The 26,165-nt window shown below is 37.0% G+C and carries 25 protein-coding genes; 8 read left to right on the top strand and 17 right to left on the bottom strand.

From position 1 onward, the window contains the following. Nucleotides 1-13 precede the first annotated feature (13 nt). From ACFX5U_RS19280 to ACFX5U_RS19265, 4 genes are all read left to right on the top strand, one after another. Nucleotides 14-1,189, top strand: coding sequence for an acetyl-CoA C-acyltransferase (locus ACFX5U_RS19280; protein ID WP_038701132.1), 1,176 nt, complete (start codon nucleotides 14-16; stop codon nucleotides 1,187-1,189). A gap of 275 nt (nucleotides 1,190-1,464) precedes the next feature. After that, nucleotides 1,465-3,243 carry an acyl-CoA dehydrogenase family protein gene (locus tag ACFX5U_RS19275; protein ID WP_400261778.1) on the top strand — a complete coding sequence of 593 codons (1,779 nt, stop codon included), beginning with the start codon at nucleotides 1,465-1,467 and terminating at the stop codon, nucleotides 3,241-3,243. 138 nt (nucleotides 3,244-3,381) lie between these two features. Next, nucleotides 3,382-4,209 carry a YeiH family protein gene (locus tag ACFX5U_RS19270; protein ID WP_400261777.1) on the top strand — a complete coding sequence of 276 codons (828 nt, stop codon included), beginning with the start codon at nucleotides 3,382-3,384 and terminating at the stop codon, nucleotides 4,207-4,209. A 1-nt stretch (nucleotide 4,210) separates the two neighbouring features. Continuing rightward, nucleotides 4,211-4,639, top strand: coding sequence for a putative sulfate exporter family transporter (locus ACFX5U_RS19265; RefSeq protein ID WP_400261776.1), 429 nt, complete (start codon nucleotides 4,211-4,213; stop codon nucleotides 4,637-4,639). Nucleotides 4,640-4,791: 152 nt separating this feature from the next. On the opposite strand, the gene putP is transcribed toward ACFX5U_RS19265, so the two are convergent. Continuing rightward, entirely contained in the window at nucleotides 4,792-6,288 is a 1,497-nt protein-coding gene (gene putP, locus ACFX5U_RS19260) for a sodium/proline symporter PutP (RefSeq protein WP_400261775.1), read from the bottom strand. A gap of 467 nt (nucleotides 6,289-6,755) precedes the next feature. Here putP and ACFX5U_RS19255 point away from each other — a divergent pair, with 467 nt between their 5' ends. Then, entirely contained in the window at nucleotides 6,756-7,292 is a 537-nt protein-coding gene (locus ACFX5U_RS19255; RefSeq protein WP_280571717.1) for a sigma-70 family RNA polymerase sigma factor, read from the top strand. 52 nt (nucleotides 7,293-7,344) lie between these two features. Continuing rightward, the gene (locus ACFX5U_RS19250; RefSeq protein ID WP_400261774.1) at nucleotides 7,345-7,989 is read left to right on the top strand and encodes a hypothetical protein; all 645 of its coding nucleotides are present in this window, start codon (nucleotides 7,345-7,347) and stop codon (nucleotides 7,987-7,989) included. 68 nt (nucleotides 7,990-8,057) lie between these two features. Here ACFX5U_RS19250 and ACFX5U_RS19245 read toward each other — a convergent pair whose 3' ends face one another. From ACFX5U_RS19245 to ACFX5U_RS19210, 8 genes are all read right to left on the bottom strand, one after another. Continuing rightward, nucleotides 8,058-8,624 carry a nitroreductase gene (locus ACFX5U_RS19245; RefSeq protein WP_038701126.1) on the bottom strand — a complete coding sequence of 189 codons (567 nt, stop codon included), beginning with the start codon at nucleotides 8,622-8,624 and terminating at the stop codon, nucleotides 8,058-8,060. Between the two features lie 45 nt (nucleotides 8,625-8,669). After that, nucleotides 8,670-9,929, bottom strand: coding sequence for a peptidase T (gene pepT, locus ACFX5U_RS19240; protein WP_400261773.1), 1,260 nt, complete (start codon nucleotides 9,927-9,929; stop codon nucleotides 8,670-8,672). A gap of 553 nt (nucleotides 9,930-10,482) precedes the next feature. Further along, on the bottom strand, nucleotides 10,483-10,905 hold the full coding sequence (locus ACFX5U_RS19235) for a DUF4197 domain-containing protein (RefSeq protein ID WP_400261772.1): 423 nt from the start codon (nucleotides 10,903-10,905) through the stop codon (nucleotides 10,483-10,485). A gap of 16 nt (nucleotides 10,906-10,921) precedes the next feature. Then, on the bottom strand, nucleotides 10,922-11,290 hold the full coding sequence (locus tag ACFX5U_RS19230) for a DUF4197 family protein (RefSeq protein WP_400261771.1): 369 nt from the start codon (nucleotides 11,288-11,290) through the stop codon (nucleotides 10,922-10,924). A 174-nt stretch (nucleotides 11,291-11,464) separates the two neighbouring features. Then, nucleotides 11,465-12,301, bottom strand: coding sequence for an endonuclease/exonuclease/phosphatase family protein (locus ACFX5U_RS19225; protein WP_280565317.1), 837 nt, complete (start codon nucleotides 12,299-12,301; stop codon nucleotides 11,465-11,467). Nucleotides 12,302-12,449: 148 nt separating this feature from the next. Beyond that, on the bottom strand, nucleotides 12,450-13,214 hold the full coding sequence (locus tag ACFX5U_RS19220) for a glycerophosphodiester phosphodiesterase family protein (RefSeq protein WP_280565319.1): 765 nt from the start codon (nucleotides 13,212-13,214) through the stop codon (nucleotides 12,450-12,452). Between the two features lie 278 nt (nucleotides 13,215-13,492). Further along, nucleotides 13,493-14,140 (bottom strand): HD domain-containing protein, encoded by a 648-nt coding sequence (locus ACFX5U_RS19215; protein WP_280565322.1) that lies wholly within the window; start codon nucleotides 14,138-14,140, stop codon nucleotides 13,493-13,495. Next, nucleotides 14,133-15,314, bottom strand: a complete 1,182-nt coding sequence (locus ACFX5U_RS19210; protein ID WP_038701114.1) for a class I SAM-dependent RNA methyltransferase — start codon at nucleotides 15,312-15,314, stop codon at nucleotides 14,133-14,135. The genes ACFX5U_RS19215 and ACFX5U_RS19210 overlap by 8 nt, the downstream gene beginning before the upstream one ends. 70 nt (nucleotides 15,315-15,384) lie before the next feature. Between ACFX5U_RS19210 and ACFX5U_RS19205 the strand changes: the two genes are divergently transcribed. Continuing rightward, nucleotides 15,385-15,759 (top strand): DUF3127 domain-containing protein, encoded by a 375-nt coding sequence (locus ACFX5U_RS19205; protein WP_038701112.1) that lies wholly within the window; start codon nucleotides 15,385-15,387, stop codon nucleotides 15,757-15,759. 102 nt (nucleotides 15,760-15,861) lie between these two features. On the opposite strand, the gene ACFX5U_RS19200 is transcribed toward ACFX5U_RS19205, so the two are convergent. The 4 genes from ACFX5U_RS19200 to ACFX5U_RS19185 all read right to left on the bottom strand — a co-directional run bounded on the left by ACFX5U_RS19200 (nucleotide 15,862) and on the right by ACFX5U_RS19185 (nucleotide 19,727). Next, nucleotides 15,862-17,031, bottom strand: a complete 1,170-nt coding sequence (locus ACFX5U_RS19200; protein WP_038703047.1) for an MFS transporter — start codon at nucleotides 17,029-17,031, stop codon at nucleotides 15,862-15,864. An 85-nt stretch (nucleotides 17,032-17,116) separates the two neighbouring features. Next, on the bottom strand, nucleotides 17,117-17,647 hold the full coding sequence (locus tag ACFX5U_RS19195) for a fumarate hydratase (protein WP_400261770.1): 531 nt from the start codon (nucleotides 17,645-17,647) through the stop codon (nucleotides 17,117-17,119). A gap of 4 nt (nucleotides 17,648-17,651) precedes the next feature. Beyond that, entirely contained in the window at nucleotides 17,652-19,049 is a 1,398-nt protein-coding gene (gene fumC, locus ACFX5U_RS19190) for a class II fumarate hydratase (RefSeq protein ID WP_038701109.1), read from the bottom strand. A 108-nt stretch (nucleotides 19,050-19,157) separates the two neighbouring features. After that, a complete protein-coding gene (locus tag ACFX5U_RS19185) occupies nucleotides 19,158-19,727 on the bottom strand; it encodes a hypothetical protein (protein ID WP_280565331.1) in 570 nt (189 codons plus the stop codon). 152 nt (nucleotides 19,728-19,879) lie between these two features. On the opposite strand from ACFX5U_RS19185, the gene ACFX5U_RS19180 reads away from it, so the two are divergent. Beyond that, a complete protein-coding gene (locus ACFX5U_RS19180; RefSeq protein ID WP_400261769.1) occupies nucleotides 19,880-21,481 on the top strand; it encodes a S41 family peptidase in 1,602 nt (533 codons plus the stop codon). On the opposite strand, the gene ACFX5U_RS19175 is transcribed toward ACFX5U_RS19180, so the two are convergent. The 4 genes from ACFX5U_RS19175 to mutL form a co-directional block, all read right to left on the bottom strand. After that, nucleotides 21,478-22,596 (bottom strand): endonuclease/exonuclease/phosphatase family protein, encoded by a 1,119-nt coding sequence (locus ACFX5U_RS19175; protein WP_400261768.1) that lies wholly within the window; start codon nucleotides 22,594-22,596, stop codon nucleotides 21,478-21,480. The two genes, ACFX5U_RS19180 and ACFX5U_RS19175, sit on opposite strands and share 4 nt — an antisense overlap. Then, nucleotides 22,589-23,374 (bottom strand): rhomboid family intramembrane serine protease, encoded by a 786-nt coding sequence (locus ACFX5U_RS19170; protein ID WP_400261767.1) that lies wholly within the window; start codon nucleotides 23,372-23,374, stop codon nucleotides 22,589-22,591. Before ACFX5U_RS19170 ends, ACFX5U_RS19175 begins: the two co-directional genes overlap by 8 nt. A gap of 110 nt (nucleotides 23,375-23,484) precedes the next feature. After that, nucleotides 23,485-24,207, bottom strand: coding sequence for a rhomboid family intramembrane serine protease (locus tag ACFX5U_RS19165; RefSeq protein ID WP_280565339.1), 723 nt, complete (start codon nucleotides 24,205-24,207; stop codon nucleotides 23,485-23,487). A 9-nt stretch (nucleotides 24,208-24,216) separates the two neighbouring features. After that, nucleotides 24,217-26,094 carry a DNA mismatch repair endonuclease MutL gene (gene mutL / locus ACFX5U_RS19160; RefSeq protein ID WP_038701098.1) on the bottom strand — a complete coding sequence of 626 codons (1,878 nt, stop codon included), beginning with the start codon at nucleotides 26,092-26,094 and terminating at the stop codon, nucleotides 24,217-24,219. Between the last annotated feature and the right edge of the window lie 71 nt (nucleotides 26,095-26,165).

Below are 26,165 nucleotides of genomic sequence, written 5' to 3'. Positions count from 1 at the left end.
TACTCATATTATTATGGAAGCATATATTGTAGCAGGATATCGTACGGCAGTAGGGAAAGCACCTCGTGGTGGATTTCGTTTTATGCGTGCAGATGATTTGGCCGCGGATGTTATCAAGCACTTGGTAGCATCAGTTCCAAATTTAAATAAAGAAGAAATTGACGATGTAATCGTTGGAAATGCAATGCCAGAAGCAGAACAAGGATTGAATGTAGGACGTTTAATATCGCTTATGGGCTTAGAGACGGATAAGGTCCCAGGAGTCACTGTGAATCGTTACTGTGCCTCTGGACTGGAAACAATAGCCACAGCTGTAGCGAAAATAAAAGCAGGCATGGCCGATTGTATTATTGCTGGAGGTGTTGAAGTGATGTCGGGTATGCCTTTTGGAGGATGGAAAATTGTTCCAAATCCTGAAGTAGCCAAGAAAAACCCAGATTGGTATTGGGGGATGGGGCTTACCGCCGAAGCCGTTGCAAAAGAATATCATATATCTCGCGAAGATCAAGATGCATTTTCTTTAAAATCACACCAGAAAGCTATTGAAGCCATTAAGAATGGACACTTGAAAGATGGTGTTGTGCCTATAACAGTGAAAGAGAATTATCTAAAGGATGGAAAAAAAATAGAGACACGAGAGTATGTCGTGGACACTGATGAAGGACCACGTGCGGACTCCTCTCTTGAGGTATTAGCAAAGTTACGACCTGTTTTTGCCGCCGATGGTGTGGTGACAGCCGGAAATTCTTCTCAAACCTCAGATGGAGCAGCTTTTGTTTTAGTGCTTTCAGAGAAAAAAATGAATGAATTAAATCTGAAACCAATAGCGCGTCTTGTGAGCTATGCAGTGGCAGGTGTACCACCTCGTATTATGGGGATTGGTCCCATTGTAGCGATACCCAAAGCTTTGAAAATGGCAGGATTGAAGAAAGAGGATATCGATTTGTTTGAGTTGAATGAAGCTTTTGCTTCACAATCTTTAGCCGTTATCCGTGAGTTGGGTTTGGATGAAGAAAAAGTCAATGTTAATGGAGGTGCTATTGCTTTAGGACACCCACTGGGGTGTACCGGCGCTAAATTGACAGTTCAAATATTGAATGAATTAAAGCGTAGAAATAAAAAATATGGTATGGTCACCATGTGTGTTGGAACTGGACAGGGAGCAGCAGGTATTTTTGAGTTGTTATAGTTGTACCATTTTTTAGCACTTCCTAGCGCGATAAAAGCTTTTTAAGTTCATAGAATAAGGACGTGATACATGATGTGAAAATTATAGGAAGACATGGTTTCTAAATTGAAATCAAATGGATTTCTGCAGATTGATTTGAATATATTCATCAGCCTAAGTAAATGATTGAAGCTGTATGGGCAATTCAAAAAAAAAGTAACAATATTTTTTTAAAACAATAGAAGCAAAGAAATAGGGCATCGTCTTTATCCTTTGCACTTTAATCAGAAAAAATTATGAGTAACACAATTAAAGGCGGAGAATTTGTAATCAAAGAAACCTCTTATACAGATATTTTTATTCCTGAAGAATTTGACGAAGAAGCAAGGATGATTCGTCAAACGTGTATTGATTTTTTAGAAACAGAAGTTTTAAATAAATTAGATCGCATCGATGCCCAAGAAGAAGGACTGATGCCGAGTTTAATGGATAAAGCTGGTGAGTTGGGTATGTTAAGTGTATCTATACCAGAAGAATATGGTGGTTTTGGTAAAAATTTCAATACCTCCATGTTAGTGGCCGATGCCGTAGGAGGCGGATTTTCCTTTGCTGTTGCTTTATCTGCACATACAGGGATAGGTACTTTGCCTATTTTATATTACGGTAATGCTGCTCAAAAGGCAAAATATATTCCAAAATTAGCGTCAGGTGAATGGAAGGCTTCCTATTGTTTGACAGAACCTAATTCGGGTTCCGATGCCAATTCTGGCCGTACAGCAGCAAAATTAAATCCCGCAGGTACACACTATGTCATCAATGGCCAAAAGATGTGGATTACAAATGGAGGTTTTGCCGATATTTTTATTGTTTTTGCTAAAATTGATGATGATAAGAATTTGACTGCTTTTATTGTCGAAAAAGATTTCGGGGGAATTAGTATGAACCCTGAAGAACATAAATTAGGAATCAAAGGCTCTTCCACACGTCAGGTTTTTTTCAATGATTGTGAAGTTCCTATTGAAAACATGCTTTCCGAAAGGGAGAATGGTTTTAAAATAGCCGTTAATATCTTAAATATCGGCCGTATAAAATTAGGGGCTGCAACCATTGGTTCATCGCGAATGGTCATTACACAGGCTGTTAAATATGCAAATGAACGTGTGCAATTTAATTTGCCTATTTCCAAATTTGGAGCTATTCGTTACAAATTGGCCGAGATGGCGACACGCTTGTTTGCAACAGAATCAGCGGCATATCGTGCTGGTCAGAATATTGATGATGCACATGAGTCCCTAGTTGCGGGTGGCATGGAGGAAGCGAAAGCAAAATTGAAATCGGTAGAACAATTTGCCATTGAGTGTGCTATTATTAAAGTCTGGTGCTCCGAAATGTTGGATTATGTAGTAGATGAAGGCGTGCAGATTTATGGCGGTATGGGCTATTCGGCAGAAGCACCAATGGAACGTGCCTATCGTGATTCTCGTATCAACCGTATTTTTGAAGGTACAAATGAGGTAAATCGTTTATTGGTCGTAGATATGTTATTGAAACGAGCTATGAAAGGTGAGATTGATTTAATGGGGCCGGCATCAGCAGTTGCAGCAGAACTGTTGGCTATTCCTGATTTTGGTGAAGAGGATGCGACTCCATTTGCAGCAGAGAAGAAAATTATTGCTAACCTGAAAAAAGCAGGATTGCTAATAGCAGGAGCTGCGGTTCAAAAACTGATGATGTCGCTATCTAAAGAACAGGAGATTTTGATGAATATCGCCGATGTGATTGGTTATATCTACATCGCTGAATCTGCGCTATTGCGTGCAGAGAAGTTGTATCATACAAAAGGGCCTGAAGAAAGTGCAGACGCAACAGATATGGCTAAAATCTACCTGTACTCCACAGTCGATAAAGTTAATGTTGCAGGAAAAGAAGCGTTGAATTCATTTGCTGAAGGAGATGAACTTAAAATGATGTTAGTTGGACTGCGACGTTTTACAAAGTCAGAACCATTTAATGTAAAAGAAGCACGTCAGCGAATTGCGAAGAAATTGATTGATGCAAATAAATATTGTTTTTAGGTTTTAAAAGGTTATTATAAATAAAAAAAGCCATGGTGTAAAGACCACGGCTTTTTTATTTGGTAACTTTTTCGTTTAGGAGTTGCCCACAAGGATAATATTTCTAAATTTGGGGTTTCAAAATTAAAACCTTTATACATGTCATCTTCGAAATCATTCTCAATAGCTGAGGATTGGGTAGTTGTTATCTTAGGCTTAGGAATTGTATTCTTGGCTATTTTTGGCGTTATTGTACCTCAACCCATTTTCCACTGGCAAAACTTCTCCGAACTTGAGGAACTCGTGTTTGCAACAGACAATCTAGTGGCTATTGCCACGCAATTTGGACTTGTCCTAATGGCGGCTATTTTAGGTGCTTTTCTACTTGGGAAATCAGTTAAAAATTTACTGATTGTATTCCCTACAGTGTATATATTGACCATGTTAGCCTTGATTTTGGCTGGAAATGCTTTCGTGAAAGATTATAACCTAGAAGCCGTTATCTTTAGTTTGGCCATCGGGTTGGTCATCAGTAATTTCTTTAAACTTCCAGACTGGTTTAAGGCCGCATTAAGTACAGAATTATATGTGAAGATTGGGTTGATTCTTTTAGGGACTACCGTGATTTTTGGAGATATACTGAAAGCGGGATCTTTGGGACTTATTCAAGCGTTAGTGGTGGTCATATCGGTGTGGTACTTTGCTTTTTGGGTCTGTAAAAAACTGAAGATTGATAAAGAAATGTCACTCATGTTGTCAAGTGCCGTGTCCATTTGTGGTGTGTCGGCTGCTATTGCGACATCCGGAGCTATTAAGGGCGACAGTAAAAAACTTTCTTATGTCATTTCACTTGTATTGATTACGGCTATCCCCATGATGATTTTTATGCCCTATTTAGCAGATAAGATGGGGCTGTCGCAAGAAGTTACAGGAGCATGGTTAGGAGGTTTCTATCGATACTTCGGGTGCTGTAGCTGCCTCTGGTAGTTTGGTTGGAGAAGAAGCCTTAAAAATCAGTACAATTGTTAAGTTCTCACAAAATGTTTTATTAGGAATTGCGGCATTTGCAATTAGTATCTATTGGAGCTATGCGAAATCCGTGGATGATGAGACCAAGAAAGAAAAACCCACATTGAAAATTATCTGGGAGCGATTTCCGAAATTTGTTCTAGGTTTTATTTTTGCGTCATTACTTTTTTCATTTTTCATTTCACCAGAAACAAATGCAGAGATTAAAGGCAGTTTAAAATTTATTCAAGGACTGTGGTTTACATTGGCGTTTACTTCGATCGGTTTAGAAACTAATTTTAAGGATCTTTTTCAGCAGGATAATAAAAAACCGCTATATGCCTTCCTGATTGCACAGACCTTTAATATAATCGTTACTTTGATCATTGCACTATTGCTATTTCAATAAATGTTGAATAGCATAATTGAAGGAGCATAACGTGATATATTGCTACGATTGCAGTAATCTGTTTGGTGTTATCTTCATGTGTTACAGTACACATAATCGTATATAAAAAAAGGATAATCCTATTGGGGTTATCCTTTTTTTATAATTTTATTTTAGGATTTTAGTATCTCCTTCACCTGGTCAAATTCATTCTGAATTTCAGAATCGACAGGTTTACTAAGGAGAGAAACAACAACCGTAGTAATAAAACTTAAAATGAAACCAGGTATGATTTCATAAACGTATTTATAATCATGAGGGATATATACCCATAAAAGTACGGTTGCTCCACCCACTAACATGCCCAGTAATCCTGCAGTAGCTGTTGTCCTTTTCCATAGGAGAGATAAAATGATAAGCGGACCAAAGGCTGCTCCAAAACCCGCCCAGGCATTTCCTACTAAATTCAAGATGCTATCCTTTGGATTTAAAGATAATAACAAAGCTACTATCGCAACAACAAGCACAGATATACGACTAACCAACAACATGCGTTTAGCAGAAGCATTTTTATTAAAGAAAGCTTTATAAATATCCTCTGTCATCGAACTCGAAGTGACTAATAATTGGGACGATATCGTACTCATAACAGCTGCCAAAATTGCCGATAATAGAAATCCTCCAATTAATGGATGAAATAAGGTTCTCGAAAGATGTATGAAAATTGTTTCTGACACTTCCTTCGATTGGTCGAACTGTAACATGGTCGCTGGATCAAATTTATATAGATAAGCGATGCCAAACAGGCCTAATAGCAGTGCTCCACCAACGGTAAGAATCATCCAACTAATCCCTATCTTTTTAGCCTTAGGAATATCCTTAACATCACCGATAGCCATAAAACGAACCAAAATATGCGGTTGTCCAAAATAGCCTAATCCCCAAGCAAGTAATGATACGATGGAAATCGTCGTAGTACCTTTAAAAAGATCTAAATAGTTACTACCCTTACTTGCTATGATATCTAAAGTAGTACCTAGGCCTCCGATTTGAATCACCAATACCACAGGGATGATGACAAGAGCTGTAACCATAATAGTTCCTTGCACAAAATCGGTGAGGCTTACGGCTAAAAAACCACCCAGAAAAGTATAGAGTACAACAACAAAAGTTGTTGCAAATAGTCCGGTATAATAATCCATTCCAAATGCCGACTCAAACAGTCGTCCCCCAGATACCATACCGGCAGAAGTATATAAGGTAAAGAAAACCAGGATGAATATTGAAGACACAATTTTCAATAATTGCGTCTTATCTTTAAATCGATTTTCAAAAAATACGGGAAGGGTAATGGCATTTTGAGCGACCTCAGTATAAACCCTAAGCCGAGGAGCTACAAGGACATAGTTTAAGTATGCACCAATGGTCAATCCTATTGCAATCCAAGCGCTAGATAATCCGGAAAGATACATTGCGCCAGGAAGTCCCATTAACAACCAGCCACTCATATCTGCAGCACCTGCCGACAAAGCGGTGACAGCAGCTCCCATTTTTCGGCCTCCAATTAAAAAATCGTCTGAATTGCTGTTGGATTTTCTCCAAGAGTAGATTCCGATTCCAATCATTAAAGCCATATACAAGCCAATAGCTATTAATTCATATCCATTCATAAGCATATTATTCCTTTATTTACTGTCAAAAAAACATAAAAAAATTATGCTATTTTAACCGTACGAATATAACATTATCAATTTAAAGCTTTATGATCACTATGAATCAATCTGTTGTTTTTTGCTTACCAATATTCATTAAAAGAAGTTAAAAACAATGTTTTTCATGAAGTTTAGCCATAACTTTTACGAATTTTATAAGAGATTGCGTCCAAGTAATATAATTTAGAAAAAATGGAATGACTTAATTAAAAAATGAAATTGCTCGTTTTTTAAGTCCTTTTGAATCATGAGCAGGCCTAATTGCAGTCGCCGGACAAACGGTCTTAAATTAAAATATGACTGGAGACAGAATACTGTATTCCTTTATAGTATGGCAGATTGAACCCAGTATACATAATATATCCCTGAACTATTATGGAATTTCGTACCTTAAAGCATCTATTAATCATAATAACATTCATCGTATGACTGAAAAGGAATTATTAATACAGTATCGCGTTACAGGAGATTTGGATCTTTTGGGGAAATTGTATGCTCCTTATATGTCATTATTGTATGGAGTCTGTTTCAAGTATTTACAAGATCAGGATAAAAGTCAAGATGCTGTTATGTACATTTTTGAAGAATTGATTCGGAAATTACGTATTCATGAGGTCGATAACTTTAAAAGTTGGTTATACACTTTTTCGAGAAATTTTTGTTTGATGCAATTACGTAAAGAAAAAGGAGTGCAGCATGTGGACATTGATGAGCAGGTCGCTATTGGTGTTGACTATTTGGACGATACTAACCCTAAAGAATGGAGTGAAAGTCAATTTGAAAAATTAGAAAGCTGTATGTTGACACTAAAACCAGAACAGGAGCGCTGTATTCGATTGTTTTATTTGGAACAAAAATGTTATAAAGATATCGTCGTTATGACGGGGCTTGATATGAATAAAGTGAAAAGCTATATTCAAAACGGAAAGCGTAATCTGAAAATTTGTATGGAGAATAAGTAAAATGGAAAATAATTATCAATTATCCAGAATTCATAACTACATCAGTGGTTTGATGAATAAAGAGGAAATGTTTCAGTTGGAAAAAGAGGCACTGGAAGACCCTTTTTTGCAAGATGCCATTGAAGGTTATCGCATGCAGAAAGGTATTGATGTGCGGCAATTAAGTTTATTGCAACAACGATTAAACCGCCGCGTTGAACAAACGATATCTACACGTAATGCGCAGTTTTATACTTGGCAAAGACTAGCAATTGGATCTGCAGCAGGGGTGATTTTTGTTGTGCTGATTGCATTTATTTATTTCAAGAATTTTACGCCAAATACGAGTCGTACTACGGAGGTTGAGCTGAGCTATCCTGAGAATAGGATAGTTATCGAACCGATTTTAGCAGGAGGAGATGCCTCACCAATAGGAGGGTGGAATGCCTTTGAGCAGTATCTGCAAGAGAATACACGTCTGAAAGATAGCGGTGGTAAGCTTATTATTGCTTTTACAGTTGATAAAAACGGAAAGCTTTCAAATATGAATGTTGAGGAGGTTCAAAATGAAACCCTGAAGACAGAAGCAATGAGGTTATTAGCAGGAGGACCTAAATGGCAAGGAGAAAAGGGGAAATTAATCATCAGTTTTCCAGTAGAAAGTCAGACACGAGGTAGTAAGCCAACTCATTGCTTTGGAATTGAAGAAAAAAAGTAGATAATAGAAAAAAATCAGAAAAGGTCGACTAGTTATTTAGCCGACCTTTTTAATAACTGTAAAACCTTTTATTCTTCCCAACGAATTTTGTCAGCGATAGGGCCTCTCACAGGTTCCCTAGCTTCCATTTCGTGATGTCCTAGATAAAATAAACCGATACATTTTTGATTTTCCTCTAAATGTAAGAAGCTTCCTAAATGATGGATTAATCCAGGAGTAGCCCAGTAGCCACCTAATCCTAAAGAATGTGCTGCTAACCACATATTCTCAACGGCACAGGCTGTAGCAGCCAATTCTTCCCACTCTGGAAGATCGCCCGTGTAATTCACAATTAATGCGATAGCAACTTTTGACTGGGTTGCTTTTTCACCCATGGTGATTTCTGTCTTTTCAAGGTATTTCTCAGTAGGAGTGACTGTTTTATAAATACGTGAAAGCTCAGTGCCCAATCGTACCAATCCTTCACCTTTGAAAATAGTGAAACGCCAAGGTTGCGTTCTTTTATGAGTAGGAGCAGCATTTGCGGCCTCTAAAATGCTTAAAATATCTTCTTTAGAAACTTCTTTATCAGTAAAATTAGCTTGAAAAACTGATCTTCGGTTTTGTATCGCCTTTAAAACTTCGTTTGCTTGCATATATTTTATTTTCTTAAACTCGTTCAATGGATATGAAGTTACCTATTATTTTTCTTCCCAAAGAGTCGCTACATGTAAAATTGTTAAAACAGCTTTTTGCATATCTTGTTCAGACACCCATTCCTGCTTTCCATGGAAGGCGTGCCCACCAGCAAAAATATTGGGACATGGCAAACCCATAAATGATAAGCGGGAACCATCCGTACCACCACGTATACTTCTACGTTCAGCTTTCATGCCCGCTCTTGTAATTGCTTCTATTCCGATTTCCATGATTTGAGGGAACTGATCCAAGATCTCTTTCATGTTGCGGTATTGTTCCTTTACTTCGAAAGTATAACTGCAGTTTGGATATTTCGCTAGGATTGATTTAGCAATAGATTCCAATTCCGACTCATGTTTTGCCAAATTCGCAGTATTGTGATCCCGGATGATGAAATGAATTTCTGCTTTCTCAACCGTACCTGAGATATTGGTGGGATGCACAAATCCATCCTTTTTATTGGTACTTTCTGGAGATAGACGATCCTGAGGTAATGCCTCAATAATAGCACTTGCAATTTTTATTGCGCTTTGCATTTTACCTTTAGCAAATCCTGGGTGAACCGAAACACCGTGGATGGTCAATATTGCGCCATCAGCCGAAAAAGTCTCATCCTCAATAGTACCTGCCTTTTCTCCATCCATTGTATACGCAAAATCTGCACCTACGCGTTTTAAATCAGCTTTGTCCACACCTCTCCCAATCTCTTCATCAGGTGTGAATAATATTTTGATATCACCATGCTTGATTTCCGGGTGTTGCATCAGGAGACGTGCTGCATCCATAATTTCTGCGATCCCTGCTTTATCGTCAGCTCCCAACAAAGTAGTACCACTAGCTGTGATGATATTATTTCCGATTTGATTGGCTAAATCAGGATGTTCTGTATACTTGATAATGATATTATTATCATCTGGTAATACCAAATCTTGGCCCTGATAATTACGATGAACCAAAGGTTTAACATCTTTCCCTGAAGAATCAGGAGAAGTATCCATATGTGAACAAAAGCAAATCGTTGGTACGCTTTTCTCCGTATTGGAAGGTATGGTTGCATATACATAACCATTATCATCTATAGCAGCATCAGATATACCAAATGCTAACAATTCTTCGACTAGAAGTTTACCTAGATTTTTTTGTTTATCTGTTGAAGGACAGGTGGGTGAATTTGAATCGGATTGTGTATCTATTTGTACATAACGTTGGAATCTTTCAGATACTGAAAAATCATTTATGTTGTTGATCTCGAAGTTACTCATATACTTTTATATCATTAATGTGATCATGCTATACAAAATTACAAAAAATGTAAGCATTAGCGAATTTTGCCTATTATAATTGACTATTTGTTAATCAGTGGATTTTTTCATAAATTTATGAAACCTAAAATTTGATTTTCAGTATGTTGCATTTGTTAAGAGCAATGTTTTTCCTCCTCCTTTTAGCGCAATTATTTTTACTATTTAGTATAGATGACTCCTATAGACAGTTGGTGTATATGAGCCAATTGATTTACCTAGTATTACCTTTTTGGGGGCTTATAGCAACGAAAAAATACCGAAATCTAAAATATTATTTTCAAATTTATATCATTCTATGTGGTCTATATTACATTTTTTTCGCCTTGGTTTTACTCGCTAAACATGTGCAGATAACACCATACTTTGGTGCAAATCTATTTGTGAAAGCTATTTTACTCATGGTTGGATTAGTTAGTATATACCAATACAAAAATTGGTCGACACTATTTTTCAGGTATATCAACAGAAGAAGAATAAAGGTATGAGCAGGACTATTGTCCTGCTCATACCTTTATTTTTGAGTATCAGCCCAACCAAATACTTTGGACAGTAAATCTGTATTTCGAGATCCACCTATATTTTCTCTGATTTGTAATTCTTGATCTGCTACTTTGACAAATAAGCCATCAATTGCTTTTTGCGTAACGTAGTTCGTTAAATTGGTTTCTACTTTATTAGAAAATGGTAGATTGTTATATGCCGTAGTTAATTGATTCCAATATCCTGAGACATTATTTTCACCCATTGCTTTATCAATGACTGGTGAAAATTTTGAGGTAAGCTCTTTCGACGTATTGGTTTTGAAGAATGTTGTTGCAGCATTTTGGTTTCCACTTAGAAGAATGTTGTAAGCATCTGTAATGGTCATTTTTGATAATGAATTAACAAAAACGGTACCTGCTTCACTGACTGCGGTTTCCGCTGCTCTATTCATACTGCTAATGAACTGGTCACATAAAGAAACCCATCCCTACAGCACGAAGCGCCTTTTCTACCTTTTGTGCTTCAGAAGGCATCAGGATTTTGACAGCTGCATCGCCTAAAAAACCATCTTTTACAGACAAGATGTTAACACTATTTGTAAGTCCCTTACTTAAGGCTTCTTTTATACCTAAAGTAGCCTCTTTTTTTGAAATATTCGTTACAACAGGGTCGATATTGTTTGTGGTGACTTTTACGCTATCTGCAGTTGTTTTATTTTGATTGGCAGTAGAAGATAGGATACTTTTTAACTTAGAAAGTCCTTTTGATTGTGCTTGCGTATTTGTTGCAAATAATAAACCTGATGCAACTAAGGCATATGTTAAAATATTTTTCATGTCTAATTTTTTGTAAAACTACAAATTAGAATGCGAAAGGAGCTGAATGTTTAACGAAGGAGATAATTTTATTTTAACGATAGAAAGGTAACATGACCAAAGCATTTTGGAAGGAATCGTTGAAAACTAAGTATCATCTTGTGCCAGTCTTGGAACTGACACAAGATGAGTTTCTTACAGAGATATGTCTACCATAACAGGAAAGTGGTCCGACGGGAATTTCCCCTCATAAGTATCCGTTAAGATTGCATAGTTAGTAACTTTTATTTGTGGAACTACAAAGATATGATCGATTCTTCCTTTTGATTTGATGCTTTTACCCCAACCATTAAAAGAAGAGCTAGGCTCATAGATGCGCGGGCTTACTTCATAACTATCAACAACCGTTTTGCTATTTGCTAAAGTAAAATAGGCTTCATCATGCTCATCAACATTGAAATCTCCAGTTAAGATTAAGGGTAATTTTCCTGCTAATTCCTTTGCTTTTTCTAAGATTAATTTTGCACTCTCTTTTCTTGCCACTACTCCCACATGATCAAAATGGGTATTCATAAAAATAAAAGATTTTCCACTTTTTTTATCCTTTAAGATTGCCCATGTACAGATACGAGGTAAGGCTGCATCCCATCCTTTGTTGGGTTGTTTAGTGTCTGTCGCTGACAACCAAAAAGTACCACTTTTTGTCGCTTCAAAACGGTTTTTGTTATAGAAAATGGAAGAATGTTCCCCTTCTTCAGCACCATCATCTCGACCAACACCAACTGTTTTAAAGTCAGGAAGTCGCTCTTGAAGATCTTTCACCTGGTCAATAAATGCTTCTTGAACACCGAAAATTTCGAAGTTATGGAACTTAATGAGGTTAGCAACAGCATCTTTCCTTTCATTCCACATGTTGCCTGTGTCATGGTTATTTTTTTGTCTTATATTATAAGTAGCTATACGCATTTGCTGCGCCATACTATAGGATAGCCCTGAGCAAATTAGAAAGATAGCAAGAATAAATTTTTTCATCGAATATAATTATTTTGTGAGCTTGCAAGCTCGGTTAATATTTTACAGTCTACTTATTTCGTATACAAGCATATTACAGTTAATAAACGATCTCGTAAGATTGTTTTTCTATTAAAGACAAGGATATTGCCTTTAATGTTATCTTGAACTAGTTAAGTAAGGTTTTTAATAATTCAGGTTCGTTAGTTGTGATATAATCAATCTTCTGGTCAATTAAAGATTTCATATCTGCTTCTTTATTGACAGTCCAAGCATTCGTTTCTAATTTTAACGACTTTGCCTCTTGCAACCAATTTGGATGCTTCGTATAAACACTAAGATGATAGTCAATTCCTGTCAAGCCATCTTTTTTGATTTGAACGGGAGCAATATCTCCATTTAAGTAGGACACTTTAGCTTTTGAATCCAGTTCATGAATCTTTTTGCACGCATCATAACTGAAGGCGATATATTCCGTTACTTGCTCTGCTTTTAATTCTTTTACTAAAGCGACAGCTTTTTCAGTAGCTTCCAACGTACGCTCCAAGCCCAGTTTATTTGTCTTTAATTCTAAGATGAGCATAAGTCCATCAAGTTTCAAACCCGTTTTGATAAATTCTTCTAACGTAGGAATGTTTTCACCATTCGGATGTTTTTTCGCCAATAACTCTTGGTAAGTTGCAGTAGCGATATCAATTCCATAGAAATCATTGTCATGGTTGACGACGAGTACATTATCCTTCGTGAGATGTACATCATATTCAGACCCCCAAAGATTTAGATCTTTAGCTGCTTTCAGAGAAGCGATGGAGTTCTCTGGAAGTTTTGTGTTTTTAAATGCCCCACGGTGAGCAATAATTTTGGTTTGGGCTTTTAATTCCGAAATTCCCATAATGGCCATTGTGGCTAGGATTACTAAAACTGTTTTTTTCATCAGATATAATTACTTCGTGAGCTCGATAGCTCGATTTGTTTCCTTAATTATGAATAATTGAGGCTATTGATTCTAATAATAGGTAGTGCGTTGTTCATTAACTCTTTTTTAACTTATTCTGTTTTTTAGTTGAAATGACGTAAATCATAATTAAAATCGCTTAATAGGATTATTCGTCAACTAAATTTAAACAAAAAAAATGGTACCTCGATAATTATCAACTAATTATCAAAAGTACCATTTTAGTGTAACCTCCTGATTAAGGAAATATTATTTTTTTATCTTTTACCTTCCCACTCAGCGTAAAACTCATCTAAAAAAGTAAGCATAAATGCATGTCTTTTTTCAGCGATAGCTTGGGCGGCTTTTGTATTCATTTTATCCTTTAGTAATAAAAGTTTTTCATGAAAATGATTGATAGTTGGTGCTTCAGAATGCTTGTAACTTTCCTTATCCTGATATTCTTGAACGGGAATACTGGGATTGTACATCTCTCTGTTTTTGTGGCCTCCATAATTGAATGCTCTGGCAACACCAATCGCACCGATTGCATCTAAACGATCCGCATCTTGTACGATTTCAAGTTCCTTTGAATGAAAAGCAATTTCTCCTAAACTTGCTTTGAAAGACATGTTTAAAATAATTTTTTCAACATGTTCAATCACCTCTTTATCTACACCCAGGGATGTTAAAAATTCACCAGCAACACGAGGTCCTATGGTTTCATCTCCATCATGAAATTTGCTATCAGCAATATCATGTAATAAAGCAGCGAGTTCGCAAGTTTGGTAATCTGCTTCTTCAGTTTGAAGAATTAATTTTGTGTTGTTCCATACACGTTGGATATGTGACCAGTCATGACCAGATTCAGCAAATTTTAATCTGTCCTGTACAAATGCAACCGTACTTTCAATAATCTTATTCATAAATTACTTTTGGTTTTTCGCGAGTTCCCTCGTATAATTCGTATTCTAATAGACGACAATCTAATTTACCATTATAAAATTCAACTTTTCTGGAAGCACGCAATCCTATTTTCTTAGCAAGATCCGGATTTCCAGTAAAAATATAACCTCTATAACCCTTACAGTTTTGTTTTAGAAAGTCTCCTACACGTTTATATGTTAATTCCAATTGACTATGATTACCAAGGCGTTCACCATATTCCGGGTTAAATATAGCAATTCCTTTCTCTTCTTGAGGTACAGTTGTCTCTTCAAAATCACAAACTTGAAAATCAATAAGCTGATCGACTCCTGCTGTCTTCGCATTCATGATCGAGATATCGATTGCTTGCTGCGAAATATCCGAAGCAATAATTTTCGGATTTGCTTTCTTATTGACTTGCTCCTTTAAATTTCTTCTCTCTTGAAAAAACACTTCTTCATCATATCCAATAAAATGCATAAATGAATAATTCATGCGGTATAAACCAGGACGACGATTAGTAGCAATCAAAGCAGCTTCGATGGCCAATGTTCCTGATCCACACATCGGGTTGACAAACGAAGTCTTCCCATCCCATTTAGAAGCAAAGATAGTACCAGCAGCAAGAGCTTCAAGCATTGGTGCTTTTCCTGGATGCTTACGGTAACCGTGTTTTGCTAATGTTTCACCAGACGAGTCGATGAAAATCTCTGCACGGTCGTCTTTCCAATACAGGTGTACCACAGCCTTATGCGAGTCAGAACCTGAATTAGGGCGAATGTCTTTCTTTTCTTTAATACGATCTACAATTGCATCTTTAACTTTCAAATTTGCAAATAGAGGTGTCGTTATCGTTTCATTATCGACATTAGAAGTCACAGAAAAGTATCCATCAAACGCAATCAACTCTTCCCATGCGATGTCTTTCAATTCATCGTATAGCTCTTGAGGGTTTGATGCTTTAAATTCTTTGATCGAATATAAAATCTGCGAAGCTGTGCGCAAGTTTAAATTTAATTTAATTGTTTCATTCAAGGTGTTAAATAATTCTACACCAGTAGAGAATGAACGCTTGATCTCGAAGCCAAGTTCTTCGACTTCTTGTTGCAAATAAGGAGAAAGTCTCTTATTGCAAGTGATGATGATTTTATTGGGGGTGTTGAAAACTTCCATAATATTTGTACAAAGTTAGTTAATCTCTTACTCAAAAAATGCTTATTTTTACGGTTTAATATTTTTGATTATGGAAATTAGAGGAAAAGTACACGAAATAGGTGCTACGCAACAAGTAACAGAGTCTTTTAAAAAGCGTGATGTAATCGTGGCTTACGCTGAGAATCCGCAGTTTGTTGAATATATTCGCTTTGAAGCTACTCAAGATAGAACGTCAATTTTTGATGGTTTGACTGTAGGTGAAGAAATTGAAGTTTCTTTCAATTTACGTGGTCGCCCTTGGACAAATAAGGAAGGTGTAACAACATACTTCAATTCTTTGGTCGCTTGGAGAGTGACAAAATTGGCTAATACTGCTGCTTCAGCTCCTGCTCCAGGCTATGCTGAAATGCCAGCTCCAGTTGATTTGTCAGGATCAAACGATGATGATGATTTACCATTCTAGTCTTACGAGAATCTAAAATATAAAAAAGCTTCAATTCATAATTGAAGCTTTTTTATTAAAGAGAAATATGCTTTCAGAACAGCAATTTGGTCCCGCTACAGCTTAATCAGCAACTGGAATACGATTCTTTTGTACATATTGTACTAGGAACAGTAAAGCAAGTAATGCACCAATAGTAGCCATTCCGACACCCACAAGAGATGGCGTATTATAGGCTAGACCGTATATAATCGGTATTCCCCCTAAATAGGCTCCAAATGTATTGCCTAAATTGAATGCAGCCTGTCCGCCCGCAGCAGCCAATGTTTCGGCACCTTTGGCCGTACGAATCAACATCATTTGTATTGGCGGACCAATTGTAAATGAAATTAATCCCGTGATAAAGGCCATGATGTATGCCGACCATTGAAATGGCGAAACAAAATATAGAACAACCAAGCATATGGCCATGGAACTAAAGGCAGCAATAGCGGCTTTGGTAGGAGAGATGGTATCAGCCATTTTTCCACCTAATAGATTCCCGAAAAACATACCGATACCGATCAGGACCATGATAATAGGTACCCGATTAGGGTCGAGTCCCGATACGTTGGTAACCAATGGGGCTATATAGCTTATCCAAGCAAATAGACCACCGGTTCCGATAGAAATGATGGCCATCAGCAACCATGCTTCTTTCTTTTTGAAGAAATTGAGCTGTCCAATGATATCATTGTGTTTCGACGATTCAATTTTTGGTAACCAGATATAGATCATCAAAAATGTCAATATGCCTAAAGCACTAATGACACCGTAAGTTATGCGCCAAGAGTAATGATGACCAATGTATGTTCCTAAAGGTACACCAGCCAAGTTTGCGATAGTCATACCGGTAAACATAATGGAGATAGCCTGTGCTTCTTTTCCTTTTGGAGCCAACCTGGCGGCAACAACAGAGCCTACACCAAAGAACGCACCATGAGGTAGACCCGACATAAACCGGGATAGTTGGATCGTAAAGTGTGTGGGCGATATCGCAAATAATCCATTAAAGATGAAAAATAAGACCATTAAAAAAAGTAATACATTTTTTGGTGGATATTTTCCTGATAAGAGGACTAAAGTTGGTGCGCCCACGACAACTCCAATAGCATACAACGCGATGAGATGCGCTGCCTTTGGAATGTCGATATTTAAATCTTTGGCGATATCGGGTAAGATTCCCATCATAGTGAATTCTGTCATTCCTATAGCGAGCCCCCCGAAGGCCAATGCAATAATTCCTTTATTCATATTTTTTGCTCCGAATAGTGACGAGCGAGTCATTAATAATAAAAAAAGCCATTTTCAGATAAAATGGCATGAAGTTGTGTGTAATTTATTGCCAGCGCTTCTTTGGGACACAAATTACGTCTTTTGTCTTACGTAAGATGATAGGACGCTGATCAAATTTATTCTCTAATACGAGAGAGTCTTTTGAATGATAGGCAACTTTAAATCTCGGAAGGTACTGCCCTTGACGGTAACAGCCAGATAACTTTTGTTTTCCATTTTCTTTGATATATATACCATCCACGATGACACTGTCACCACGCACTACATAAAGTCCTTTAGCATGTTCAATCCAAGAGCCGTTATTGTAACAACTATCAGCTATTTGTTTTGTTTTTGCGTGAACATACATGCGTGCATAGATGGAATCACAAGTAAAGCGAAATTCAGTGAGCGTAAACTGCAACATTTGGTCTTGATTTTGGATACTATCTTGTTTCCATTCACCTTGCAGATAGCTTGCACCTTCTGTTTGCATTTCAGAATTAAACTTGCAGCTTCCAAATAGCAAAAGCATACCTATTGTTAATAATAGGTATGCTTTTGTGTTTTTATGTTTATTTTGATACGGAATCATAGCCCTATTTTAAGCTACCTACCATTTCTTCAGGTTTTACCCACTCATCAAATTCAGCAGCAGTCACATATCCCAATGCAATAGCCGTTTCTTTTAATGTTGAATTGTTTTTATGAGCTGTTTGTGCAATTTCTGCAGACTTGTAGTAACCAATTTTAGTATTCAAAGCCGTTACTAACATCAAAGAGTTGTCTACCAATTCTTTGATACGTGCATAGTTGGGCTCGATGCCACTTGCACAGTGCTCCTCAAATGACACACAAGCATCACCAATCAATTGAGCTGATTGCAAGAAGTTAGCCGCCATCAATGGCTTGAATACGTTCAACTCATAGTGACCTTGAGTACCGCCTATTGTAATCGCAACATCGTTACCCATTACTTGACATGCAACCATGGTTAAAGCTTCACATTGCGTAGGATTTACTTTTCCAGGCATGATAGAAGAACCAGGTTCATTCTCAGGGATGATGATTTCGCCAATACCAGAACGAGGACCAGAAGCCAACATACGGATATCGTTTGCAATTTTGTTTAAAGAAACTGCTAATTGTTTTAATGCACCGTGCGATTCAACAATGGCATCATGCGCAGCTAAAGCTTCAAATTTATTCTCAGCAGTAATAAAAGGAAGACCCGTAAATTCTGCAATATATTTTGCTACCAGTACGTCATATCCAGTAGGAGTATTTAAACCAGTACCAACCGCTGTACCACCAAGTGCCAATTCAGATAAATGTGCCAACGTGTTTTTTACGGCTTTTACACCATAGTTCAACTGTGCAACATAACCAGATAGCTCTTGACCTAATGTCAAAGGAGTAGCATCCATCAAGTGTGTACGACCGATTTTAACCACTTTCATAAACTCCGCAGATTTCTTAGCTAAAGTATCACGAAGTTTCTCAACACCAGGAATCGTCACTTCAACAACAGCTTTATAAGCTGCAATGTGCATACCTGTCGGGTAAGTATCATTAGAAGATTGTGATTTGTTCACATCATCATTCGCTTTCAATACAGGTTCGCCCTCTCCAATTTTGAAACCTGCTAATACTTGAGCACGGTTCGCAATTACCTCATTCAGGTTCATGTTAGATTGCGTACCTGAGCCTGTTTGCCAAATTACCAATGGAAATTGATCGGCTAATTTACCGGCTAAGATCTCATCACAAACAGCAGCAATAGCATCACGTTTTTCAACCGGCAACACACCCAATTCAGCATTAGCATAAGCTGCAGCTTTTTTCAAGTAAGCAAAACCTGCGATGATTTCATGCGGCATAGATGCAGCAGGACCAATTTTGAAGTTATTGCGTGAACGTTCGGTTTGGGCACCCCAGTATTTATCTGCGGGAACTTGAACTTCACCCATGGTATCTTTTTCTATTCTAAATGACATAGCGTTTGATTTTTTTTAATACAACAAAGTTAAGTAAAAATATAGAGAACAGCCATTCAAAGACCTCATCTTGGCCGAATTTGAATGTCATAATTGTTTCAAATAGTGTTAACCATTCAGTCGTTTCGTTAATTGTTCGTTGATATGGTGGAAAAGCTGAATAGGTTTTAACGTTCGCCATGAAAGATTATTGAGGTCTCCACCAAAATTGATGTAATAGTCAATATTGTTTTGCATAAATTCTGCTGTCACATGGGGAAGGAAATTCACAGCAGCGATCCAACCATCCTCGATATCCTGAAACCATTCCTCATAGTAAGTGTCGTCAGAAGCGTGAAAATTAAGGATGTTTTCACCAATTAATATAAAATGATGAATACCCTCAGCAATCATTAAATCTATTAATTCCCGTTTCAGTATCATGATGTCATTGTCGATAGCATCATTCCATTCTCCTATGAGCTCGATGATCCCATATTGTTTATCATAGTCTACAAATAGCACTTTCAGGTATAGCGTATGTGAACCAAAATCATCCCATTGTGGGTGTAAAAGGAAATTGTAAATTTGTTTATCGTATTCAAATTCATTGTATACGGTTCCATAGAATGGAGATTGCTCATCTTCCGAGGCTATATAATCATGTCTCCAATTGTAAAAAGGTTCAATTTCGTGCATTTTGGCAGATTATTTGATTGTAACAAAAGGCAAAGTTGAGAAAACTTTCACATATTAACCACTTTTACGGACTTTTGTTTTACGAATAAAAATCACTTATCTTATTGTGGTTTTAATGGATAAAACTTACTATTTTTGAAGCATCTTTTCATATGCAAAAAAGTATAAAACGGAATATTTTTGTGGCTGCAACATACGCAGGAGTTCTACTCCTGGGCTTATTGCTTGGGCAAAGGTATGCCGACGAACAAGGAAACAAGCAATCCATCTCGATTTTAACTGGTGGACTGACTGGAAATTCTGAAAAAGTGCAGTACATGGTAAACCTGATCGCAGATAATTATGTGGATAAAGTCAATCTAGATACTATTCAGGATGAAGCTATCCAGCATATCATTACTCGCTTGGACCCTTTTTCAACTTATTTAAAGCCGAATGAACGCTTAGCACAATCAGAAGCTCTTGAAGGAACTTTTGATGGTATAGGGGTCGAGTACTTTAACCTGAATGATACACTTCTTGTCGTTGGTATGATTGCCGGAGGACCTGCTGAAAAGTCAGGAATGAAAATTGGCGACCGTTTAGTTAAAATTGCGAATCGTAATATAGCTGGTGTTCGGGTAACCGAAAATGTCGTTGATAAGTTGATCCGCGGTAAAAAAGGCTCTATAGTCGACATCATTATCAAGCGTAATAACGAGATTCTAACCACAGCTTTAAAAGTGGTGCGCGATCAAGTATCGGTCAGCACATTAGATGCTTCCTATATGATAGCCCCTAAAGTTGCCTATGTGAAAATTCGACGCTTTGGCCATCACACTGCCGATGATTTCAAAATTAAATTGCGAGACTTAAAGAAAAGTGGCGCCGAAGATTTGATTTTGGATTTAAGAGGTAATGGAGGCGGATACGTACACACAGCTATTGAAATGGCCAGTATGTTTTTCAAAGATAAGCGATTACTGATGTATACAGAGGGTGCTAATGAATTGCGGAGAGATTACTTTTCCAAAGAACCCGGAGGCTTTGCTGATGGTCGTATTATGGTATTGATTAACGAAGAAACAGCTTCAGCCAGTGAAATCGTTACCGGTGCTCTACAAGATCTAGATAGAGGTACAGTTGTTGGTCGTCGATCTTATGGTAAAGGTTTGGTGCAAGAACAATTTGATTTTGCCGACGGATCTGCCGTAAACTTAACAGTAGCTCGGTATTATACACCTCTTGGCAGATGTATTCAGCGGAAGTATACACGAGCAAATTATGACCAATCGAACTATATGACCACATTCGATCTTTGGACGATGGAAACGGAATTTAGCCCACATGACATGTATACCACGAGTAAAGGGAAAATGTTATTTGGAGGTGGTGGTATCCAACCCGATATCTTGATACCCATTGACTCTAATGAAATTAGTTCCAAGTATAGAGAAATATACCATTCAAATAGTATTCAAGAATTTGTTTACGATCGTTTTACTAAAAAACTTCCAGCTTATTCCATTGAGAATTTTTTAAGCGGATATAACCTGCCTGATGCAGAGTTTAATGATTTTATTACGTTTTTACAGACAAAGGCAATTGCTGTCAATAAGCTCGAAGCAGATCGACTCCATCAAATCATTCAATCGGATATTGAAGCTTTGGTAGGGCGTTATTACTTTGGTAGAGAAGCTTATTATAAAATAAAAAATAGAAAAGATTTTTTTATTGTGGGAGCTCTGGACGCATTAGGAATACAAAGGCATTAAAGGTTTCTTAATCTTAGATCACTCCAGATGGGGTAGTGGTCTGATAATTTCTTTTTAACCACATGGTAATTGTCGATATCAAAGTTTGGACTTGTAAAGATATAGTCAATCTGGAAGAAGGGTAACAATTCGTAGTGTGTTACTCCCCAGCCCGAACCTTTCTCTTTAAAGGCGTTTTTAAGACCTTTGCTGACTAAATTAACAGAATAGCTCATTGGAGTGTCGTTGAAATCCCCCATCACGATGTAGGGCATGCTACAGGTTTCCATGTGCTTTTTTAAAGAATTAGCCTGATCACTTCTAAATTCGAACGCATTTTTAAGTTTTTTACCTAGTCGACGGGTTGCTTGTTTATCCGTTTCATTTTTCAATGCGGGATTTTGCAAGAATTCTTTTTCATCGTTTTGAAGGGCAAATGATCTTAAATGAACATTATAGATACGAATTGTACTATCGTTTTTCTTAACATCGGCATAAGAGATACGATTAATACCATAGTCGTTGTCTAGGATATTTCCGGAATTTATAATTGGGTACTTCGAGAATATGGTCATTCCATAAGCTTCATAGTCGTTTTTGGAACTTTCAGCAAAATAATGATAATCATATCCCAGTTTGCGTTTAAATTCATTGGAAATAACATACTTACCCTTTATCTTACTATAGTATTCTTGGAAGCAGATAATATCCGGTTTGATACTATCCAACATTTCTAAAGCATCATTTTTAAAGTTTTTTTTCTCGTCATGTATATCTTTAAAAAGATGGGCATTGAAACTTAAAACACGTATTTGATCAGGTGATTTTGCTGTAATAGGAGATGATGAGCGTAGATTCCAATGTTTTGTCAATAACGGCCAACCAATTAGAATAGTCAACAATGAAAAAATGATCATTTTTGGTTTTCGTATTAACCAATATGCTATAAATCCGATGTTGATGATTAGAATAGGCAGATAGCCCAATCCAAAAAAAGCGATTGGCCAAAATGTTTTAGGATTAATGAAAGAGGCAGAATAACTAATCAATAAGGCAATTATGGCAAGAAGGTTAAAAATAAAAACCGCCTTACTCAAATAACCCAATCTTTTTTTTACCAACACACGCCTAGCCATCTATCTTATTGTTATTGCTTGCTTTGAAGAGCGTCTCTTTCTCCTGAGTACTCAAACTATCGTAGCCGGATAAGGATATTTTATCTAAGATTTGATCAATTTGGTCCTGATTAGGCAAATCATAGCGATGTGAGCGCGATTGCTGAGTGCCCTGACCTACGACAACTTTCATTTTGGTAGGTCTTTGTTTATTCCTTTTGAATATTTTAGACCAATCCATACCGGATTGCAATGCATACACATAACCCATGCCGAACAAAACGGTACAAAAGTAGCTGATTGCTGCAGGTTTATTTGTTAATAAAAAGAAGAAAAATTGAATCGCGAAATAGATAATAGCGATGGTTTTTAACTTTACATTTCCAAATAACAATAGCCTCAGTTCAAATTTAGGAACTAAAGTGGCAGTCGCCGCTAAAACAGCAGCTAACGTAAATGCTCCTGTGTTCAATGGAGGATTGGAGGCATGTGAAAAAAGAGCTAAATGCGAAAAAACCAAAAATATGATTCCTGAAAGAACTCCAGATACGATGTAAATGAATAGAAATTGCCTTTTACTTAGAAAATTAAAGAAAATAGTTCCTAGCCAATATAACCACAAACAATCAAAAGCAACGTTGAAAAGGCCTGTGTACAGAAAGTTGTACGTGAATAGCGACCAAGGTTGTTGGATGAATGTCTGAAAATTTGTTGGTAAGCTCAACTTTTCAATACTCAATTGAAAAAGAGAGATAGGGATTATTTTTAATTCAAAAAGAAGGTCAAATAGGTAAATCAAGATAAATAGGGCAACCTGTCCACAGATAATAAATGGAATCGGTGACCCTGAAACCGAAGGTTGTCCTGATAAAGCTTTTGAACGAATTTTCCCTCATCTGATAAAGATAATTAATATATTCCTTTTTTAATACCCCAAGCTTTCAATAATAGGAAACCAAATAAAGCACCACCAACATGGGCTAAATGCGCTATGGAACCTCCTGAATTTGAAAAACCTAAATATATTTCAATCAAGATCATGATTGGAATAAAGAATTTAGCCTTTATCGGAACAGGTATAAATATAAGTGCAAGTTTTAGATTCGGAAATAAATAAGCAAATGCTAATAGCACGCCAAAGATAGCACCAGAGGCACCCACTAAAGGGGTGTTGTAAATGGATACTAAGGTTCCTAAGCCTGCTTGAGATACAAGGGGATTGTCTGTGTAAACCATACCCGAAATCATATCAAACTTCAAACTGCTACCCGGGTTTATTGATCCCGCGATTTGATATACTTCAAAAGCTTGTACTCCAAATTGAAGGATTAAAGCTCCAATTCCAGTAAGTAGATAAAAATTAAGAAAGCGCTTAGCACCTAAAACCTGTTCAATGATAGGACCAAACATGAACAAAGAAAACATATTGAAAAATATGTGTGTCAGGCTACCGTGCATAAACATGTAGGTGATGATTTGCCAAACTTTGAAAAAGGGAGAATCGGGGTAGAATACTCCGAAAAACCGTGTGGAATTTTCAAATATCATGGAACCAATAAAACAGACCACATTGATGATGAGTAAGTTTTTGGTAACTGTTGGTAAATTTGACAGTGGATTAGCGCTATTCATAGATTTAAATTAGTTTTTACTAAACTTTTCTAATAGTTCTTGTAGGGTAATGGTGATAACAATTGGTTTTCCAAAAATAGAAATATTGGGCGATTCGCATGCAAAGAGCTGATCAATAAGCTCTGATATGGCATTGTTATCCAGGAATGTACCTGGTTTTATTGCCGCATTACGCGCAAGGCTTTTTGCTAAATTTTCACGTTTTTCAATTTTAAAATCACTTTGATTATTTTTATAATCCTCTAAAATCTGCTCAATAATCTTACGTTCATCAATTCCAGTCCCTAGATCTGCAGGAATACCATCGATGATATAACTGTTTTTACCAAATGAGCGGATTTGAAAACCTAAATTTTGAAAATCTTCTAAAAGATCTTGCATCAATTCATTGTCCGAGGGATTTAAATCTATGCTTTGTGGAAACAAACTTTGTTGACTCAACCCTTTATGTTGATCGAGCTGAGATTTAAATTGTTCAAATAAAATACGTTCATGGGCAGCTTGTTGATCAATCAACATGATGCCAGAGTGTATTTGCGAGACGATAAATCTGTTATGAATTTGAAAAAACTGCTTTGTTGTCGCCTTGTTATTTACACTTTGTATTTGTTGCGCAGGGGAATCTTGTTGCTCATGCTCAATGGGCAATTGCATGGATTCGTCCTGTTGGGTAATTTGATATAAGGTACCCCAATTTTGAGGGATTGCCGATTTTTTTTCAAAACCTGCCATGTAATTATCCGCACGTGAGAATGTAGATTTTGTTACTTGATCCGGTTCAAATGGATTGAAGTCAGGATTGAAACTTACGGTCGGCACTATGATTTCATCTAACGGTTTAGGTGTAATCATATTCGAAAAACCTGTCTCTTGTTCAAAATCTAAAGAAGGTGCGATATTATAACGTCCCAAAGACCTTTTTACAGCAGATCTGATGATGGCATAAATTGCTTTCTCATCTTCATACTTAATTTCTGTTTTCGTCGGATGTACATTGATATCAATCTTTGAAGGGTCGATGTCAATGAATAATACGTACAGAGGGAATGTCTCTGCAGGAAGAATTTCCTCGAAGGCATTCATAACAGCGTGGTTCAAATAATGATCTCTGATAAAACGCTTATTCACAAAGAAGAATTGTTCGCCCCTTGTTTTCTTCGCAAATTGTGGTTTCCCTACAAAACCATTGACCTTGATGATAGTTGTGTCTTCTTCCACAGGTACCAATCGTTGGTTGTAGGTATTTCCGAAAAGGTGAACAATACGTTGTTTTAAAGTCTCTGCAGGTAAATGAAACATTTCATTTCCATCGCTATGTAAGGTCAAAAAGATTTCAGGATTAGCCAAAGAAATCCGTTGAAATTCCTCTATGATATGGCGCATTTCTACCGAATTACTTTTTAAAAAGTTACGGCGTGCGGGTATATTGTAAAAAAGATTTTTTATGGCAATATTGGTGCCTGCCGCTACTGCTTCTGGTGCTTGACTGATGATTTTAGAACCCTCTATCTCTACGACAGTACCCAATTCATCTTCAAAACGACGTGTTTTTAACGTCACATGTGCAATGGCTGCAATGGAAGCCATGGCTTCACCGCGGAATCCCATTGTACGAATGGCAAACAAGTCCTCTGCTTTACGAATTTTGGAAGTAGCATGTCGTTCAAAACAAAGACGTGCATCCGTCACGCTCATTCCACAACCATTATCAATTACTTGAATTAATGATTTTCCAGCATCTTTGATGATCAATTGTATCTTGTCAGCACCAGCATCTATAGCATTTTCAATCAATTCTTTAATAGCAGCGGCAGGTCTTTGTACGACTTCACCTGCTGCAATTTGATTGGCAACATTATCTGGTAATAATTGAATAATATCCGACATATGATGCGAAGTTACGAAATTAATGAAGAATGACTTTAATTCCCTTTGAAAGTTGTCGTTTAAATTACATA

Source organism: Sphingobacterium sp. SG20118 (assembly GCF_044740685.1).
Taxonomy (GTDB): domain Bacteria; phylum Bacteroidota; class Bacteroidia; order Sphingobacteriales; family Sphingobacteriaceae; genus Sphingobacterium.
This window is presented reverse-complemented; position numbering and strand designations above follow the sequence as displayed.

Coding starts and splice junctions, on each gene's coding strand:
- ACFX5U_RS19275 (WP_400261778.1), top strand. CDS start 1,465: ATGAGTAACACAATTAAAGGCGGAGAATTTGTAATCAAAGAAACCTCT.
- mutL (WP_038701098.1), bottom strand. CDS start 26,094: ATGTCGGATATTATTCAATTATTACCAGATAATGTTGCCAATCAAATT.
- ACFX5U_RS19220 (WP_280565319.1), bottom strand. CDS start 13,214: ATGAAAAAAACAGTTTTAGTAATCCTAGCCACAATGGCCATTATGGGA.
- ACFX5U_RS19250 (WP_400261774.1), top strand. CDS start 7,345: ATGAATAAAGAGGAAATGTTTCAGTTGGAAAAAGAGGCACTGGAAGAC.
- ACFX5U_RS19280 (WP_038701132.1), top strand. CDS start 14: ATGGAAGCATATATTGTAGCAGGATATCGTACGGCAGTAGGGAAAGCA.
- putP (WP_400261775.1), bottom strand. CDS start 6,288: ATGAATGGATATGAATTAATAGCTATTGGCTTGTATATGGCTTTAATG.
- ACFX5U_RS19225 (WP_280565317.1), bottom strand. CDS start 12,301: ATGAAAAAATTTATTCTTGCTATCTTTCTAATTTGCTCAGGGCTATCC.
- ACFX5U_RS19200 (WP_038703047.1), bottom strand. CDS start 17,031: ATGAATAAAGGAATTATTGCATTGGCCTTCGGGGGGCTCGCTATAGGA.
- ACFX5U_RS19245 (WP_038701126.1), bottom strand. CDS start 8,624: ATGCAAGCAAACGAAGTTTTAAAGGCGATACAAAACCGAAGATCAGTT.
- ACFX5U_RS19235 (WP_400261772.1), bottom strand. CDS start 10,905: ATGAATAGAGCAGCGGAAACCGCAGTCAGTGAAGCAGGTACCGTTTTT.
- ACFX5U_RS19165 (WP_280565339.1), bottom strand. CDS start 24,207: ATGAATAGCGCTAATCCACTGTCAAATTTACCAACAGTTACCAAAAAC.
- ACFX5U_RS19180 (WP_400261769.1), top strand. CDS start 19,880: ATGCAAAAAAGTATAAAACGGAATATTTTTGTGGCTGCAACATACGCA.
- ACFX5U_RS19270 (WP_400261777.1), top strand. CDS start 3,382: ATGTCATCTTCGAAATCATTCTCAATAGCTGAGGATTGGGTAGTTGTT.
- ACFX5U_RS19255 (WP_280571717.1), top strand. CDS start 6,756: ATGACTGAAAAGGAATTATTAATACAGTATCGCGTTACAGGAGATTTG.
- ACFX5U_RS19210 (WP_038701114.1), bottom strand. CDS start 15,314: ATGGAAGTTTTCAACACCCCCAATAAAATCATCATCACTTGCAATAAG.
- fumC (WP_038701109.1), bottom strand. CDS start 19,049: ATGTCATTTAGAATAGAAAAAGATACCATGGGTGAAGTTCAAGTTCCC.
- ACFX5U_RS19230 (WP_400261771.1), bottom strand. CDS start 11,290: ATGAAAAATATTTTAACATATGCCTTAGTTGCATCAGGTTTATTATTT.
- ACFX5U_RS19215 (WP_280565322.1), bottom strand. CDS start 14,140: ATGAATAAGATTATTGAAAGTACGGTTGCATTTGTACAGGACAGATTA.
- ACFX5U_RS19185 (WP_280565331.1), bottom strand. CDS start 19,727: ATGCACGAAATTGAACCTTTTTACAATTGGAGACATGATTATATAGCC.
- ACFX5U_RS19195 (WP_400261770.1), bottom strand. CDS start 17,647: ATGATTCCGTATCAAAATAAACATAAAAACACAAAAGCATACCTATTA.
- ACFX5U_RS19205 (WP_038701112.1), top strand. CDS start 15,385: ATGGAAATTAGAGGAAAAGTACACGAAATAGGTGCTACGCAACAAGTA.
- pepT (WP_400261773.1), bottom strand. CDS start 9,929: ATGAGTAACTTCGAGATCAACAACATAAATGATTTTTCAGTATCTGAA.
- ACFX5U_RS19175 (WP_400261768.1), bottom strand. CDS start 22,596: ATGGCTAGGCGTGTGTTGGTAAAAAAAAGATTGGGTTATTTGAGTAAG.